This window comes from Rhodococcus sp. Leaf247, assembly GCF_001426185.1.
GTDB lineage: Bacteria > Actinomycetota > Actinomycetes > Mycobacteriales > Mycobacteriaceae > Rhodococcoides.
The window spans coordinates 662579-678829 of record NZ_LMRP01000001.1; the positions used below are offsets into that span (position 1 = coordinate 662579).

At 67.0% G+C, this 16251-nt stretch carries 14 protein-coding genes; 7 read left to right on the plus strand and 7 right to left on the minus strand.

Annotated elements, in window-relative coordinates; genetic code table 11:
* Positions 1-1053, minus strand: a complete 1053-nt coding sequence (locus ASG64_RS03080) for an amidohydrolase family protein (protein WP_042573022.1) — start codon at positions 1051-1053, stop codon at positions 1-3.
* Between the two features lie 162 nt (positions 1054-1215).
* On the opposite strand from ASG64_RS03080, the gene ASG64_RS03085 reads away from it, so the two are divergent.
* Positions 1216-2661 carry a helix-turn-helix domain-containing protein gene (locus tag ASG64_RS03085; protein WP_056069928.1) on the plus strand — a complete coding sequence of 482 codons (1446 nt, stop codon included), beginning with the start codon at positions 1216-1218 and terminating at the stop codon, positions 2659-2661.
* A gap of 3 nt (positions 2662-2664) precedes the next feature.
* Here the strand turns inward: ASG64_RS03085 and ASG64_RS03090 are convergent, their stop codons facing one another.
* Both ASG64_RS03090 and ASG64_RS03095 read right to left on the minus strand, forming a co-directional pair.
* Positions 2665-3417 (minus strand): TIM barrel protein, encoded by a 753-nt coding sequence (locus tag ASG64_RS03090; RefSeq protein WP_056072563.1) that lies wholly within the window; start codon positions 3415-3417, stop codon positions 2665-2667.
* 26 nt (positions 3418-3443) lie between these two features.
* On the minus strand, positions 3444-4490 hold the full coding sequence (locus ASG64_RS03095; protein ID WP_056069932.1) for a Gfo/Idh/MocA family oxidoreductase: 1047 nt from the start codon (positions 4488-4490) through the stop codon (positions 3444-3446).
* 143 nt (positions 4491-4633) lie between these two features.
* Here ASG64_RS03095 and ASG64_RS03100 point away from each other — a divergent pair, with 143 nt between their 5' ends.
* Positions 4634-5629, plus strand: coding sequence for a LacI family DNA-binding transcriptional regulator (locus ASG64_RS03100; RefSeq protein ID WP_056069935.1), 996 nt, complete (start codon positions 4634-4636; stop codon positions 5627-5629).
* A 24-nt stretch (positions 5630-5653) separates the two neighbouring features.
* Complete coding sequence (locus ASG64_RS03105; RefSeq protein WP_056069938.1) at positions 5654-7033, plus strand: WS/DGAT domain-containing protein; 1380 nt, start codon at positions 5654-5656, stop codon at positions 7031-7033.
* Here the strand turns inward: ASG64_RS03105 and ASG64_RS03110 are convergent.
* Positions 6994-7896 carry a helix-turn-helix transcriptional regulator gene (locus ASG64_RS03110; protein ID WP_056069941.1) on the minus strand — a complete coding sequence of 301 codons (903 nt, stop codon included), beginning with the start codon at positions 7894-7896 and terminating at the stop codon, positions 6994-6996. The two genes, ASG64_RS03105 and ASG64_RS03110, sit on opposite strands and share 40 nt — an antisense overlap.
* Positions 7897-7997: 101 nt before the next feature.
* Between ASG64_RS03110 and ASG64_RS03115 the strand changes: the two genes are divergently transcribed.
* Positions 7998-8693, plus strand: a complete 696-nt coding sequence (locus ASG64_RS03115; protein WP_056072566.1) for an SDR family NAD(P)-dependent oxidoreductase — start codon at positions 7998-8000, stop codon at positions 8691-8693.
* Positions 8694-8712: 19 nt separating this feature from the next.
* On the opposite strand, the gene ASG64_RS03120 is transcribed toward ASG64_RS03115, so the two are convergent.
* The 3 genes from ASG64_RS03120 to ASG64_RS03130 form a co-directional block, all read right to left on the minus strand.
* Positions 8713-9279, minus strand: a complete 567-nt coding sequence (locus ASG64_RS03120; protein WP_056069944.1) for a sigma-70 family RNA polymerase sigma factor — start codon at positions 9277-9279, stop codon at positions 8713-8715.
* 107 nt (positions 9280-9386) lie between these two features.
* Positions 9387-10865 (minus strand): amidase, encoded by a 1479-nt coding sequence (locus ASG64_RS03125; protein ID WP_056069947.1) that lies wholly within the window; start codon positions 10863-10865, stop codon positions 9387-9389.
* Positions 10866-10892: 27 nt separating this feature from the next.
* On the minus strand, positions 10893-12437 hold the full coding sequence (locus ASG64_RS03130; RefSeq protein WP_056069951.1) for an AMP-binding protein: 1545 nt from the start codon (positions 12435-12437) through the stop codon (positions 10893-10895).
* Between the two features lie 163 nt (positions 12438-12600).
* On the opposite strand from ASG64_RS03130, the gene ASG64_RS22190 reads away from it, so the two are divergent.
* From ASG64_RS22190 to ASG64_RS03145, 3 genes are read left to right on the plus strand one after another with little or no spacing between them, the layout of a single operon-like run.
* Positions 12601-13926, plus strand: coding sequence for a serine/threonine-protein kinase (locus tag ASG64_RS22190; protein ID WP_268793324.1), 1326 nt, complete (start codon positions 12601-12603; stop codon positions 13924-13926).
* Positions 13927-13983: 57 nt separating this feature from the next.
* Positions 13984-15576 carry an ABC-F family ATP-binding cassette domain-containing protein gene (locus ASG64_RS03140; RefSeq protein ID WP_056069956.1) on the plus strand — a complete coding sequence of 531 codons (1593 nt, stop codon included), beginning with the start codon at positions 13984-13986 and terminating at the stop codon, positions 15574-15576.
* 56 nt (positions 15577-15632) lie between these two features.
* Positions 15633-16250 (plus strand): trimeric intracellular cation channel family protein, encoded by a 618-nt coding sequence (locus ASG64_RS03145; RefSeq protein ID WP_042573011.1) that lies wholly within the window; start codon positions 15633-15635, stop codon positions 16248-16250.
* Position 16251: the final 1 nt, after the last annotated feature.

Below are 16251 nucleotides of genomic sequence, written 5' to 3' on the forward strand. Positions count from 1 at the left end.
TCACGCCCCCACGAGAGCGTCGTCCGCCGCGAGATCGGCGCCGCGTGGGCCCGTGGCGGTCTCGTTCGCGTCGGCGATCTGCAGGTCCGGCGGTACGGGGATGTCGTACATCTTCGCCGCGTTGAGTCCCAGCACCTTCTTCTTCTGATCCAGCGTGATGGGCGGGTACTCGTTCAGTTCCTCGGGGATCTGGAAGTCGACGAACGACTCGACCAACCACCTCGGCGTCCAGATCGCGTAGTCGGAGGAGAACTGGATGCGGTCCTCACCGATCCAGTACAGGAGCTCGCCCATGATCTGACCGAAGTACTTCGGCCGCGAATGGATGAACGGCATGGCAACAGCGAGTCCGGCGTGCACGTTCGGCTCCTGGGTGGCTATCCAGCAGAAGTCCTCGAGGCGCGGCAACCCGCAATGCTCCACGACGAAGTTCAGATCCGTGTATTCGCTGGCCACGTGATCGACGTCGGCGACGTCGAACGCATCGCGGTCCAGCGGGCGGATGGTCGGACCCTTGTGGACGTGGATGTTCTTGATGCCCAGCTCACGGCACGCGTCGAAGTACTTCAGCGCCCACGGGTCGTCGAGCTTGTATCCGCGCGAATCCCCGTGCCATTCGGCGGTGTAGAGCTTCACGCCCTTCAAACCGAACCGCTCCGCGTCGGCACGTAGCTGGTCGAGACCACGCTCACCGTTGCGAGGGTCGAAGTGGTGGTTGTAGGTCAGCTTGTCGGAGTGCTGCTGGGTCAGAGCCCACGCCTCCTCGGTCTGACCGAAACCGTTGTTGTAGAACTCCCCGAGATGCGCCGGCTGGAAGATCGCATGATCGACGTATCCGTCCGCGAACAGGTCCTTCATCAGCCGCTCGCCGCCCTGGTAGAGGTACTCGTCGTACGTCCACAGTTCCGACTCCGGCGACAGGTTGCGGTGGTAGTCGTAGAAGCAGTCGATGAACTGCTTGCCGTGGATGTTGCGCTGGTTCTGCGCCCGCGCGTCCCACAACGCGACATGCGCGTCCACGATGAAGAAGTTGTCCTCGCCCTTGGTGTACATCGTCGGATCCCCTCGTCGTGTGACTGTCGTCACTGCCAATGAGTTCGACGGTAGGGCGCGCACCGCTCGTCCTCGTGGCGTCCGGCGTCTCAATCTGAGACAGGCGTGAACTCCGACGGGATGTAACCTGGATCACAACAGCAGACGACCTGAAGGACATCCGTGCCGCATCAGCTCCCCGACGGAGATCGCCGACCGGTGGCGTCGGTGACGCCGCGACTGCGCGCGTCCTGGCTTCGCAGCGAGCGATACGGCATTCCCCTCGACACTGTCGAACCGGTGTTCGCCGGCACCGAGAAGCACGAGTCGCTGTTCCACGAATGCGGCGACGACGTGCTGGCCGACCTGCTGCGGACCCTGACGTCCGAACCCGTCGGATTGATGCTGACGGACGCGGACGGGCTGGTCCTCACGCGAGTCAGCGGGGATCACGCCTTGCTCCGCGCGCTGGACGCCGTTCACCTCGCACCGGGTTTCGGTTACTCCGAGCGTGAGGTCGGGACCAACGGCCTCGGTCTCGCCCTCGCCGATCTGGCACCCACCCTCGTCAGGGCCGATCAGCACTACTCCCACAGCCTCACGGGATTCACCTGTGCCGCCGCCCCGGTCCTGGATCCGACGTCGGGGCGTCTGCAGGGTGCCGTCAATCTCACGACGTGGTCGGGAACCTCGAGCGACCTGCTTCTGACCCTGGCACGGTCGGCGGCGAGCACCATCTCCACGTCGATGCTCGCACGGTCGTCGGGTCACCGCGCACGACAACCGGTACGCCGCAACCTCTTCCGCGTCCGGCACGGCTCCACTGGAGCGGGTGTCCGACTGGGCGAGAGCTGGGCGCGGACCGAGGCCGATGCCTACGCAGCCATGGCGTCGGGGTCGCCCGTCGCGGCGGTGGGACATCCCGGATCCGGACGGTCCACGGTGCTCACACACGCGGCGCGGCGGGCATTCCCGCGCCATCGCATCCTCTGCGCGTCGGCACCGACACCCGACGACGTCGAGACGTGGCTCGATCTCTGGTCCTTCGAAGCCGACCGCACCGACACCGTCGTCATCCTGCGCGACGTCGACACGCTCCCGGAGTTCGCGGCAGGACGATTGGCCGACCTGATGCTCTCACCCCGCGGACCCCGTATGCCGTTTGCCGTGACAGTGGAACGGCTGCAGGATGTTCCGCGCGCGCTCGCCTCGGTCGTGACATCCGTGGCGCCGCTGGCACCGTTGTCCGATCGGCCCGAGGACATCCTCCCTCTCGCCCGCGAGTTCGCAGTCACCGCACGCGGACGCGAGGTGCGCATGACCGCCGCGGCCGAGCGGGCCTTGCAGAACTATCACTGGCCGGCCGGAGCAGCAGAACTCCGCGCGGTCGTCGCCGAGGCGGTGTCGCGCTCCGACGTGGTCGATGTATCGATCCTCCCGCCGGAGCTGCTGGTCGGCCCGAGCAGAAGACTGACCACCATCGAGGCCTTCGAACACGGCGAGATCGTCCGCGTGCTGTCGTCCGGCAGGACCACGATGAGTGCGGCGGCAGCACGTCTGGGTATGAGCCGAGCAACTCTGTACCGCAAGATCGCGTACTACAAGATCGACATCAAGGACCTCACCTGACGCTCAGTCACCCAGTGCGAACGCAGATTCGAACGCCGACAGCGCCTCGTCGGAGTCTGCTCGCGCCCACCCCTCGAGTCCGATGACTCCGTCGTACCCGATGTTCCGGAGCGCGCGGGCGATCACCGGATAGGCGATCTCACCCGTGCCCGGCTCGCACCGGCCGGGCACGTCGGCAACCTGGATCTCGCCGATGAACGGAAGCGACGTCGTCACTGTCTCGATGAGATTCCCCTCGCCGATCTGGGCATGGTAGAGGTCAAGATTCATGCGAAGGAACGGATTGTCCACCGCACGAACGAGAGTGAGGGTGTCGGCCGCGGTCGCGAACGGGGTTCCGGGATGGTCGACGGCGGTGTTGAGGTTCTCCAACGTGAACACGCGTCCGGCGCGCTCGCCGAGTGCTGCCACCCGTCGCAAGGTGTCGGCTGCCGTGAGCCACATGTCGGGAGTGACGGTGTGCACCGGGTGCACGGGCAGCCCGTTCGGATCCAAGCCGGTGCCGTGGAGATTGAGCCGCGGACAGTCCAGGCGGTCGGCCACCCGCAGCGATTCCTCCGCGGTGTCGATCAACTCCTCGATGCCGTCCGGATCGGTCAGACTGCCTCGGAGGTATCCGGTCATCGACGAGAAGGTCGCCCCGGTCGCCCGCAGGTCGTCGATGTCCTTCGTGGCCCAGTTCCAGATCTCCACAGCGAGACCGCGGTCGGCAATTCTGCGGACACGGTCGACGAACGGCAGTTCCAGATACAGCATTTCGGCGCTCGCGGCCAACGTGTACGTCACCGCGCACCCACGACATCGATGTCGGCCAGGTCGACGGGAGCGCCGGTCTCGACACTCCGGATCGCCGCGAGAGCGATCGACAGCGCGACTCGCGCGTCGTGGCCGCCGACGACCGCCGCAGTGTTCGACCGGATGGCGTCGACGAAGGAGGTGAACTCGCCGATGTACGCCGAGCGGAGCAGGTCGGTGTCGCGCCGCGCCGTGTCGACGGACATGCCGTCGGCCGCGTACAGCACCATGTCCGTCGATGCAGCGCTGCCGGCCGTGATCATGCCTGCCGAGCCGAACACCTCACCGCGGACGTCGTAGCCGTACAGAGCGGAGAAGCTGGCCTCCGCCGTCGCCAACGCTCCTCCCTCGAACGCGATGGTGACGACGGCTGTGTCGAGGAATCCCGAGCTGCGTGCGTCGGGACGAATCAGCGCATCCGCCATGGCGTGCACGCGGATCGGCGCTGCACCGGGGTTGAGGAAGCACAGCGTGTCGAAATCGTGGATCAAGGTCTCGAGGAAGATGGTCCACGGCGGTGTCCGGTCAGGATCGCCGCCGAAGGGGCCCGGATCCCTCGTCAGAGACCGGAGCAGCTGCGGGGTACCGATGCGGCCCTCGTCGACCGCAGCGCGAGCCGCCGCGAACCCCGGGGCGAAGCGACGGTTGAACCCCACCTGCAGGACGACACCCGCCGACTCGGCGGCGGCGATCGCACGATCGGCGTCCTGGAGCGTCACAGCCATCGGCTTCTCGACGAAAATGTTCTTGCCTGCCTCCGCGGCCTCGACCACCAGGTCGGTGTGGCTGCGAGCGGGCGCAGCGATCACGACGGCGTCGATGTCGTCGCGCCGGAGCGTGGCGGAGATGTCGGTCGAGACGACGTCCACGCCGAGCTCGTCCGCCAGTCGCTCGGCGGCTCCGGGCACCGGATCGGCGATGGCGCGGAGTTCCGCACCGGGGACGCGTCGCGCCACGATCTCGGCGTGGTTCGCGCCGATCCTTCCCGCGCCGAGTACTGCCACCCGGACGGGGCCGGGGGTATGGACCGCCATGTCTTCACTCCTACTAGTACGTTCTAGTGTTCCTGTTCGGCGATGCTAGAACGTTCTAGACGACACCGTCAAGACCCCGCTATGATGCGTCCGTGGCACCCCCGAGCTCGCCCGGACCGAATCGCGTCGACCGCCCGGCCACGATGGCCGACGTCGCTCGCGCGGCAGGCGTGTCCACGGCGTTGGTGTCCATCGTCTTCCGCGACGCACCTGGTGCGAGTGCCGCCACCCGGGCACGCATCAAGGACGTCGCGGACAGCCTCGGATACGTGCGGGATCGTCGCGCCAGCAAACTCCGTCAGGCCAGCTCACGATTGCTCGGTGTCGTCTTCGAGCTTCAGCAGCCCTTCCACGGCGATCTCGTCGAGCACGTGTACGCAGCCGCGGCCGAACGAGGTTTCGACGTCATGATCAGCGCGGTCGCACCCAGCCGGGACGAAACGTCCGCCCTGAGTTCACTGCGCCACGAGCGGTGCGAGGCAACCATTCTGATCGGCAGTCGCCTCGACGACGAGGAGTTGGAGCTGATCTCGGCGCGCACTCCCACAGTCGTCGTCGCGAGGCGTGTCGACTCACCGGGGGTGACCACGGTGCGCGCGGACGACACCGCGGGCATGATTCTGGCGGTGGATCACCTGATCGAACTCGGTCACTGCCGCATCGCCTTCGTCGACGGCGACGGCGCACCCGGCAGCGACGACCGATCGACCGGATTCCGGCGCAGTATGTCCCGGCTGGATCAGGGGCCCGCGACGATCGTGCGCGGCGGTCTCAGCGAGGACGACGGCGCGCGCGCCCTGGACTCGCTGATGTCTCGCGCCGATCCACCTACCGCCGTCATCGCGTTCAACGACCGTTGTGCCACAGGCGTATTGAGCGCACTGGTCGCACGGGGACTCACCGTGCCGGGCGACGTCTCCGTGATCGGCTACGACGACTCGCGCGTGGCAGGACTGTCCCACGTCGCCCTGACGACCGTCTCCCAGGATGCGAGACGGCTCGCCGGAGCAGCCGTGGACGCGGCGTTGGCACTGGCGGCGGGTGATCAGGCGTCGAACACGGTCCTCACCCCGACCCTGGTGTCCCGCTCCACCACTGCCCCGCCGTCGCGACTGCGCAGAGACGACGCGGCCGGGTAGTTCAGCGGTTAGGGTCGACGATCGATGGCAACGACACGGCTCGACCCCAAGGACGCAGCGTTCCACTACCAGTCCCGCCCGGGTAGTACGACCGATCACTACATCACCACGGCGCTCGACCACGGCTCCACCGGCCTGCGTACGGAGACGCTGGTGTCCGCGATCGAGGACCGGGCCGACGCGATCGCCGCACTGCGAGTGCGACTGTCGGTTCCGACGCTGAACCTCGACTACCCGTCGTGGACCGCGCGCGAGGCGCCGATGCGCGACGACATCGTGGTGCATGCGAACCGCGGTCTGTCCTGGACCGACGCGCCGAGGGCCCTCGGGGCCGTCCTCGCGACTCCGGTCGACACACAGCGCACGTCCTGGCGTGTCCACGTCCTGCCCGACGTTCTCGATGTGCCGTCGTCGACAGGTCCTGCCACCATCGTGGTCGTACAACTGGCTCATTGCGTGACCGACGGGTCCGGAGCGGTGGCGATCACCCGGGCGCTGCTCGGTGACGACTCCGTCGCGGACGACCTCCCGACGCCGGCGGTTCGGCAGGCCGTCTCACCACACGTCGCCGCAGCGGCCGGGCTGCTCCGCCTACCCGGTCAGATCGTCGGAGCGGCGCGTGCTGTTCGCCGAAGTATCAAATCGAGCCGCGATCTACGCCGCGACGTCGACGCGGGCCTGATCGTCCGTCACCCCGCCCCGCGCAGCGTCACGATGTTCAACGACGACCCGGGACCCGACAGGGTCGGATACGTGCTGGTCCGGTCGCTGTCCCAGGTCACCAGAGTCTCCTCGTCCACGACGACCGGCGCGGACGCACGGGTGTCCGTGACCACCGCCTCGATCAGCGCGATTGCCCGCGCGATGGCCGCCTTTCTCCGCGAACAGGGGCACGACGTTCCCGACGACCTGGGGGCACACGTCTCCGTCGCCCTTCCCGACGACGTCGAATTCTCGGGTGTCAACAGGTTGGCCTCGGCGAACGTCGACCTGTTCCCCGCCTCCGACGACCGGTCGAGCCAGAACCTCGCCATCGCGAAACGCCTGGCCGAGGAGCGTGTGCGGGCGACGCACCAGGCGGTACTCGACTCCGTTCGAGTCGCCGACCACCTCCCCGCTGCCGTTCTGCGACAGGGCATCCGGCGTATGTCGTCGCCGCGGACGCAGGCTGCGGCACACACGGTCGTCTCGAGCGTACGGTGCGGTCCGAACGATCTGACCGTCGCGGGCACGCGGTCGCTCTTCATGACAGCGTTCGCGGGGTTGGGGCCGACCACCGGGCTCACGCATACCGTCTTCGGTCTCGGCGACACTCTCGCCATCGGGATCCTCGCCTCACCGAGATCCGTTCCGGCACATCGCCGTTACGTCGAACTGCTGTCCGATGCCATCGACGGTGGATGATCCACGTAATCGTCCTGTGGCACCGTGACGGCGGCGAGACGTAACTTGGTCTCGTCCTCGCTGTCCGGAGCGGCCGTCATGACGACGATCTTCAGATGAGCGTCGCCGTCGGTGAGCACATCGCAGTCCACCGTGATCGGCCCCACCGACGGGTGGTGAATGACCTTGTGCGCCTCGCGATGTGCACCGACCGCACCGCGCGACCACAACTCGGCGAACTCCGGACTCTCCGTTTCCAACAGACGGATCAGACTTCTCAGTCGCACGTCACCGGGGAATCGACCTGTCGCGAATCGTAGGTCCGACACGACCGCCGCCTTCACACCCTCCGAACCGTCCATCGTCGTGACCGGCCACCGCGACAGATGTAGAGCTGTCGGATCCTGCGAGAAGCTGTCGAGGGCGAAATTGCGTCGTGCCGGTGCGATAGCGGACGGATCCCCGATCGCCGCGGCCCAGGGCTTGTTCCACCAGATCAGACGCCAGTCCGCGGCGAACACCGCGACGGCGGCATCGCCGAGGCGGGACACCACCCGCTGCACACCCGGCGGAATGTGATCCGACACGATGTTGTCGGCGGGCGGGATCTGTCCTGCCAGCCGGAAGAGGTGGTCCCGCTCCCCCGTCGTGAGCCGTAGCGCACGCGCCAGTGATCCCAGGACCTGCGCCGACGGCGTCGTGGCGCGGCCTTGCTCGAGGCGGACGACGTAGTCCACCGAGATACCGGCGAGGTCCGCGAGTTCCTCACGCCGGAGGCCGGACGCGCGACGGACCCGCCCGACGGGAAGACCGACCGACGCCGGTGACAGCCGATCGCGCCAAACCCGCAGAGTGGAAGCAAGGTCGTCCTGGCGGTCGGTCACGGTTCCATTGTGCCGCCGTCGCGATACCGGTGGGTGGTACCGGTAGTCCTACCGTCACGCCGTCCCTGGATGTGCTCGTTCGGAGCACGCACGATGGCGTCATGACAATCACCTTGATCACCGGAGCCAACAAAGGTCTCGGCTTCGAGACCGCACGCCGCCTCGTCGACGCCGGCCACACCGTCCTCCTCGGCGCACGTGACCGCGAACGGGGCACGGCGGCCGCGGAGTCACTCGGAGTCCGTTTCGTACAGATCGACGTCTCCGACGACGATTCGGTCGCTGCAGCAGCCGCCGACATCCTCGAGCACGAGGGTGCGCTGGATGTTCTCGTCAACAACGCCGGCATCATGGGCACGCTCGGCGACGTCGGCTCGCTGGGTGCCGCCGACGCCCGTGACGTCTACGAGGTCAACGTCTTCGGCGTGATCCGCACGACCACCGCGTTCCTTCCGCTTCTGGCTCGCTCGAACGACCCCGTCATCGTCAACGTGAGCAGCGAGATGGGGTCGCTGTCCGCGACCCACGACCCCGACCGCGCGGAATCGCAGGTGCTCGCTCCGCTGTATGCCTCGTCGAAGGCCGCGCTGACCATGCTGACGACGCAATACGCCAAGGCCGTTCCCTCTGTTCGGATCAACGCGGTGGATCCCGGATATACCGGCACCGACCTGAACGGACACCACGGGCCCCAGACCGTGGAGGAGGGAACGGACGCGGTCGTCGCCCTCGCCACGGAAGGACCGGGAAGCCCGACCGGCAGGTTCGTCAACCGCGAAGGCCGGATCGACTGGTGAACCGAGGAGGGCTCGGGATCTACGTGCTCGCGGGCGCCATGTGCACGCGTAGCTTCTGGATCCCGTCCCGCACCCGCGTCTTCACCGTGGCCTTCGGTACCCCGAGGCGTAGTCCGGCCTCGGTGTACGACAGACCGGAGAAGTAGATCAACTCGATCGCGACACGCTGCAACGCCGTCAACTCGACCAGTTCCCGGGCGACGGTGTCGGCATCCAGCGATGTCATGACCGACTCGAAGACCTCGTCGTGGTCACGGTGGTACTGGGCCGCGTGATAGGCGGTGTCACGCTTCGACGACGAGGTGTCCGAGCGGACTCGATCGATCGCGCGTCGTCGAGCCAGGGTGGACATCCAGGCGTGCGGCGACCCCCGATCGGCATCGAAGAGAGCCGCGGTGTCCCAGATCTGGACGTAGGTCTCCTGGACTGCTTCCTCCGAGCGCGCGTGATCGCCGAGTACCCGGACGACTGCCGCGAAAAGGAGATGATGCGTCATCAGGATGAGATCGGCGAGGGCCGCCTCGTCGCGGTGCGCGATCCGTGCCAGCAGAACGGCGTACCGCACGCGTTCGTCCACGTCGGGCACCGCTCTGGACCTCCCCGGAGCATCGGTCACTCGATAATGTCACCACAGTTCGAGCCGTTGTTCGTACTCGATCACGAAATCGAGACCGGATGGCAACGTCGGCGCCGTCAGATAAAGGGCACCGTCGCGAACCACGGCCGCGCCTCCTCGAGGTCACGCGCGAGTTGCAGAAGTGTCGACTCACCGCCCGGAGCCGCCACGAACTGGACTCCGACGGGCAGACCCTCCGGCGTCCATGCCGACGGAACACTCATCGCCGGACGCCCGGTGACGTTGGCCAGCTGCGTGTAGGGCACGGCGGACAGACTGCGCATCACGGCGTCCTGAACGACACCGAGCCGGCCGAGAACAGGACCGAGACGCAGGGCCAGCCCCGCGCGAGCCCCCAGGCGCTCGGCGAACGGAGTGTCGAACGCTCCGATCAGAGGCGCGGGCTCAGCCGTGGTGGGCGTCAGGAACAGGTCGTAGTGCTGATGGAACGTGCCCAGCGCACGGACGTGGTCGTGCCATCGCCCGATCGCCGCGTCGTAGTCCACGGCCGACGTCGCCCGGCCGATCTCTGCAAGCACCAGCGTGTCCAGCTCGAAATCCGACCGCGACGGGCGACCCGTGCGGGTGTGGCGGGCGACCTCCGCCGCGACGTGGACGAACCACGGAGTAAGAAAATCCCGGGCCAGTTGCTCCTCGTCTGAGGCGGGCCGAGCTTCCTCGACGACGTGCCCCATGTCGGTGAGCAGGTCGCGCGTGGCGTTCACGGCCGCGACGACCTCGGGGTTCGGAGTCGAGTTCAGTGCGGACCCCGTGTGCACTCCGATACGCAGGGTTCGGCTCGTCACCGAGAGCGACTCGGCGTACGAGCTGCCGGGGGCGGCGAACTCGTAGGGCGCGCTCGGATCCGAACCGCGCATGACGTCGAGGAAGGCCGCCGAATCTCGCACGGATCGTGTCAGCACACCCGTGACCGCCGCCCCGAACAGCGGTTCACCGGAACGGGGACCCGACGGAACGACTCCTCGCCCGGGCTTCAGTCCGAAGAGTCCGCAGTACGCGGCCGGAATGCGGATGGACCCGCCTCCGTCGCTCGCTCCGGCGACAGGAACGATGCCGGCAGAGACCGCTGCGGCCGCACCACCGGAGGAACCGCCGGGACTGCGGTCCAGCGCCCACGGGTTGCGCGCCGGTCCGTGCAGATCGGGTTCCGTCACGCCTTTCGAGCCGAACTCCGGAACAGTGGTGCGGCCGATCACGACCACACCGGCGTCGAGCCATCGCTGCACGACCGTGTCCGTTTCCGTCGGTACCGACGACGCGAGGGATCGCGACCCGCACGTCTCCACGATCCCGGCCTGCGCTTGGTAGAGGTCCTTGAGCAGGAAAGGAATTCCGGCCATCGGTCCCGCGAGGGTCCCGCGGGCGCGCGCCCGTGCATCGTCGAACTGACGGTTCACCAAGGCGCCGAGCGCAGGGTCGACCTCCTCGGCCCGTGCGATGGCGACGTCGACCAGCTCGGCCGACGTCACCTCGCCCGAACGGACCAGGTCTGCGAGACCGGTCGCATCGTGGCCGCGGTATTCGTCGAATCGCATGCGGTGAGCGTAGACACGGGAGGGGCGTCAGTTGACGGCGCGGCCGTACCCGTCCCAGTACGCCTGACGAAGCTTGAACTTCTGGAGCTTGCCGGTGGCGGTGCGGGCCAACTCTTCTCGGAACTCGACCGTCGTCGGCGCCTTGTATCCGGCCAGCCGTTCCTTGCACCAGGCGATCAGCTCCCCCTCTGTCACCGCCGAGTCGGGCGCCGGCACCACGAGAGCCTTGATCGTCTCCCCCCACTTCTCGCTGGGGACACCGATGACCGCTACTTCCGACACCGCGGGGTGCGAGAACAAGCAGTCCTCCACCTCGATGGACGAGACGTTCTCTCCCCCGGTGATGATGACGTCCTTCTTGCGATCGGCGATGGTCAGATAGCCGTCCTCACCGATGTCGCCGCCGTCACCGGTGTGGAACCAGCCGTCGGCCAGGGCCGCGGCGCTCTCCTCCGGCCGACCCCAGTAACCCTCCATCACCACGTTGGAGCGAGCCAGTACTTCCCCGGCGCCCTCCGCGGCGTCGTCCACCGACAGGCGGACCCCCAGTGCCGGCGCTCCCGCACGCGTCAGCTTGGCGGCCCTGTCCTCGGGATCGAGGTCGTCCCACTCCGCCCGCGTCCGGTTGAAGGTCAGCAACGGGGACGTCTCGGTGAGCCCGTAGATCTGGATGAACTCCCATCCGAGTTCGCGTTCGACTCTCGCCACGGTCTTGGTCGGAGGCGGCGCACCGGCCATGATGATGCGTACGGTGTCCCGTCCGGGGATCTCCCCCTCCCACGTCCGCGCGGCGTCGAGCACCGCCGCAGCCACGGCGGGAGCCGCGCACATCACGGTCACCCCGTGATCGCGGACTCGGCGGAGTATCTCTGCGCCGTCGATCTTGCGCAGCACGATGTGCTGCGCGCCGACACCGGTCATCGCGAACGGTTGGCCCCACCCGTTCGCATGGAACATCGGCAAGGTGTGCAGATAGACGTCACGGTCCCCCGCGGCCGCGTGCAGCCCGAACGTCACGGCGTTGACCCAGATATTGCGATGCGTGATCTGCACACCCTTGGGCCGGGCCGTGGTCCCCGACGTGTAGTTGATGGCTGCCGTCGCGGACTCGTCGGGATCCCAGCTCACCGGAACGGCGCCCGGAGCGGCGTACAGATCCGCGTCGTCTCCGAGCACGAACTTGTGCTCGCACTCGACGTCGGCGAGTTCGTCCGCGAGCTCCGGATCGATGTAGAGCACACGCGCACCCGAGTCCTCGATGATGTACCGGACCTCGTCCGGCCGTAACCGGAAATTGATCGGCACCAGGACGCGGCCCCACCCGCTCACGCCGTAGAAGGACGTGAGGAGTCGGCTCGAGTTGTGGCTGACGACGGCGATGCGTTCCCCGACGCCGATACCGAGCTCGTCCAGCCGGGCGGCCTGCCGGGACGCAAGGTCCGCGACCTGCGAGTACGTCAGGGAACCCTGGCTCGGTGCGGGTTGCGACGGGTCGTCGACGACGCCGATCCGATCGCCGTAGACGGTGGCTGCGCGGTCGAGGAAATCGGTGACGCTGAACGGCACGAACATTCGAAGGACATTAACAACACCGACGGTGGCTCGTCGTGGATCGGGAGCCACGCCGTCCGTTTCCGCTCGGCTCGTCGAGGGTATGAATGGTCGCGACGTTACGATCACCATTGCTGTCGGGCGCCGGAAAAGGCTCGGGATACCAAAAATGGAGTGGGTGACGATGATGCGAGAGGATTCGCGATCGCTCGTCGCCGGTCGGTACCAGCTGGGTTCCGTGCTGGGGCGCGGAGGCGTCGCGGACGTCTACGAGGCCGTCGACCTCATGCTCGGGCGCACTGTCGCCGTCAAGGTCTTCCGCCACGACGACCTGATTCCGCACGACCGGCGCCGCATCGACGCCGAGATGCGCACGCTGGCACGGTTGTCACACCCCGGATTGGTCACCTTGTTCGACGCCGGCGCAGTCGCTGATGTCGACGGATACAGCGGCCCTTTCCTGGTGATGGAACTCGTCGACGGACCTACCCTCGGGACGTTCCGCGCCGGTCAGGCGATCTCGCCCGGTGTGACCGCGCGGATCGGGTACGAACTCGCGGAGGCGCTCGCATACATCCATGACGCGGGTGTCGTTCACCGGGACGTCAAGCCCGCCAACGTCCTCATGACCTACCGTGCCGACCGGGACACTGAGCGGTGGACGAAGCTGACGGACTTCGGGATCGCTCGCGTCATCGAGTCGGACCCACTGACCGAGCACGGAACGGCGGTCGGTACCGCGCAATACCTCAGTCCCGAGCAGGCCACCGGCGCCCAGACGGGTCCGGAATCCGACATCTACTCCCTCGGCCTCGTACTCATCGAGTGCATCACCGGCGTGATGGTGTTCGGCGGCGGGTCCCTCGCGTCGGCCCTGGCACGGCTGCAGAGAGACCCGGTGGTTCCGACACACCTCGGATCCGGCTGGCACTCGATCATGACTCGGATGACGGCACGTCGTCCGGCGGATCGGCCGTCGGCGGTCGAGGTCGCCCGACAGTTCCGGGCCCTTGCCGCCACCACGCAGGACACCTCGATTCTCCGCACCCCTCTTCCGCCACCGGAACCGCTGCCCGGTCTTCCCGAACGACCACGACGTTCGCTGCTCCCGTGGGTGTCCGCCGGCGCCGCTGCGGTGATCATCGCGGCCGCTCTGGTGTGGGGAACGTCCGGCGACGACGTGGAGGTGGGCGACACTGCCGTTCCCGTCGCCGAGTCGACCTCGCCGGCAACCACCGCACCCGTCGAGACACCGGTGCTCGCACCCGTAGTCGAAATCCCTGCACCGGTCGTCGAGGCGCCCACCACGAATGAGACCGTGTTCGACGCTCCCGTCGTCGCACCTCCCGTCGTGGTCGATGTTCCCCCCGTGCCGCCGCGCAACAACGGCAACGGCAACGGCAACTCGGGTGGGAACGGCAACTCCGGCGGTAACGGCAACGGGAACGGCAACTCGGGTGGCAACGGCAATGGGGGCGGCAACGGGAACGGGAACGGCAACGGCCGCTGAGGCCCGCTCTCCCGCAGTGGTCGGGAACACCGATGCCGGTCCAGTAGCGTCACCGCGATGAGCTGGATTCGCATGAACGACGTCACCGCCGGATACGAGCAGAGGGTCATCCTGCGGGACGTGTTCTTCAAGCTCACGGACGGCGACCGGGTCGGACTGATCGGCCGGAACGGGTCCGGCAAGACAACTCTGCTGCAACTCCTTCTGGGCAGAACGTCGGCGGACGCGGGCACCGTCGATGTCACCGAGGGCGCACGGATCGGCTACTTCTCCCAGTTCTCCGAACTCGACGGAGACCGCAGCATCACCGTCGAACTGGAATCACTGTTCGGCGAGATCAGGGCCGTGGAGGCAGAACTGGGCGAGGTCGAGGCCGCACTCGGCGGTGACATCGACGAGAAGGAGATGTACCGACTGGTCGACAGACAGGCCGAGCTGCTCGAGCAGATGGAAACGGGCGGCGGGTGGACGTATCACCAACAGATCGACACCGCACTGTCGATGTTGGGCTTCGACGCCGAGCGTCGGGAACTGCCCGTCGACAAGCTGTCCGGTGGGTGGCGCAATCGTGCGGCACTGGCGCGCATCATCCTCGAGGCGCCCGACGTCCTCCTTCTCGACGAGCCCACCAACTTCCTCGATGCCGAAGGTATCGCCTGGCTCGAGCGCTGGCTCCGCGATTTCCGCGGAGCACTCCTGCTCGTCTCGCACGACCGGCATTTCCTGGAGCAGGTCGTGACCACGATCGTCGAGATCGAGAACAATCGGCTGCAGTCCTACGACGGTAGCTACTCGGATTACGTACAGCAGAAGCAGTTCCGTCTGAAGAACCTCGAGAAGGAATTCTCGAACGAGCAGCAACTTCTCGCGTACGAACAGGATGCCATCACCGATCGCAAGGAAGCGATCAAGAATCCCAGCGGCGTGCTCAAACGCAGACTGGCCAACATCAAGAAGGCGAAGAATCCACGGCCGGTCGATCAGGTCATCACCTCGATCTACGGCAAACTTCACGTCCACGACGACCTGTGCGTCGTGGAGGGTCTGACGAAGCGGTTCGGCGATCGCACATTGTTCGAGGGGCTGTCGTTCGAGATCCATCGCGGCGACCGCATCGCGATCACCGGCCCCAACGGGTGCGGGAAGTCGACGCTCGTCGATGCCCTCACCGGGGTCGAACCGTCCGATTCGGGAACCGTGAAGTGGAAGTCGAAGTCCCACCCCTTCATCCACTACAACAAGGTGCTCGCGGACCTGGACCTCGACGACACCGTGACACACTCCATCAACGCGATGCCGTACAGCCTCGCGCTCACCGCGACCCGCAAGGACGTCGCCAGATTCCTCGCACTGCTGCAGTTCTCCGAGCTCGACCAGAAGCAACGCATCGGCGCGCTGTCCGGTGGCCAACGAGCGCGAGTAGCACTGGCCCAGTGCCTTCTCTACGGCGCCGGCGTCATCGTCCTCGACGAGCCGACGAACCATCTGGACCTTGCCAGTACGCAGGTGCTCGAACGCGCGTTGGCGGCATTCCCCGGTGCCGTGGTGCTTGTCAGCCACGACCGCTTCTTCATCGAGAAGGTCGCGTTCAGTCAGCTCGCGTTCGACGGGCACGGTGCAGTGCGCAGCATCGCCGGAGTCGAGCTATAACGTGCAGGCATGACGCCTCACGTTCGGCGCTGTCAGACCTGAAAGGACCTCACACCGTGTTCGCCGACGTTCTCGAATATCTCGGGATCATCGCCTTCGTCGCCTCGGGCGCCCTCGTCGGTGTCCGCAAAGGCCTCGACCTCCTCGGAGTCTGCGTCGTCGGCGTCACGACAGGCATCGGAGGCGGCCTCATCCGCGACGGGTTGATCGGCGTTCATCCCCCGACGTCGATGACCGAGTGGCCCATCATCGCGGTCGCGCTGACGACCGCCGTCGTGGTGTTCGTGGCGCATGTCGCCGTCGGCCGCCTCTGGCGCGCGGTCGTGCTTCTCGACGCGGTGGGGCTGGGACTGTTCGCCTCCACCGGCGCCGCCGTCACGCTCACCCACGGCGGCGGGGTCGTCGCCGCGTGCATGCTCGGCACCACGACCGCAGTGGCCGGAGGTGTACTCCGAGACATCCTCGTCAACGACGTCCCCTTGATCTTCCGGGGGGAGCTCTACGCCGTGCCGGCCTTGGTGGGCACCGTTGCGGTCGTCGTGATCGATGCCGTCGGCGGTTCGGAGAACGTCGGCCTGACCGTCGCGACGGTGCTGGCGATGGGGCTGCGTTTCGCGTCGCTGCGCTTCGGCTGGTCCCTTCCTGTGGCGAAAGGCGTTCCGCCGCAACCATGAC

Excerpts from the sequence above, each read along its gene's own strand:
- ASG64_RS03080 (WP_042573022.1), bottom strand. The coding sequence starts at position 1,053 with ATGTACACCAAGGGCGAGGACAACTTCTTCATCGTGGACGCGCATGTC.
- ASG64_RS03090 (WP_056072563.1), bottom strand. The coding sequence starts at position 3,417 with ATGCTGTATCTGGAACTGCCGTTCGTCGACCGTGTCCGCAGAATTGCC.
- ASG64_RS03095 (WP_056069932.1), bottom strand. The coding sequence starts at position 4,490 with ATGGCGGTCCATACCCCCGGCCCCGTCCGGGTGGCAGTACTCGGCGCG.
- ASG64_RS03100 (WP_056069935.1), top strand. The coding sequence starts at position 4,634 with ATGGCCGACGTCGCTCGCGCGGCAGGCGTGTCCACGGCGTTGGTGTCC.
- ASG64_RS03105 (WP_056069938.1), top strand. The coding sequence starts at position 5,654 with ATGGCAACGACACGGCTCGACCCCAAGGACGCAGCGTTCCACTACCAG.
- ASG64_RS03115 (WP_056072566.1), top strand. The coding sequence starts at position 7,998 with ATGACAATCACCTTGATCACCGGAGCCAACAAAGGTCTCGGCTTCGAG.
- ASG64_RS03125 (WP_056069947.1), bottom strand. The coding sequence starts at position 10,865 with ATGCGATTCGACGAATACCGCGGCCACGATGCGACCGGTCTCGCAGAC.
- ASG64_RS03130 (WP_056069951.1), bottom strand. The coding sequence starts at position 12,437 with ATGTTCGTGCCGTTCAGCGTCACCGATTTCCTCGACCGCGCAGCCACC.
- ASG64_RS22190 (WP_268793324.1), top strand. The coding sequence starts at position 12,601 with ATGATGCGAGAGGATTCGCGATCGCTCGTCGCCGGTCGGTACCAGCTG.
- ASG64_RS03140 (WP_056069956.1), top strand. The coding sequence starts at position 13,984 with ATGAGCTGGATTCGCATGAACGACGTCACCGCCGGATACGAGCAGAGG.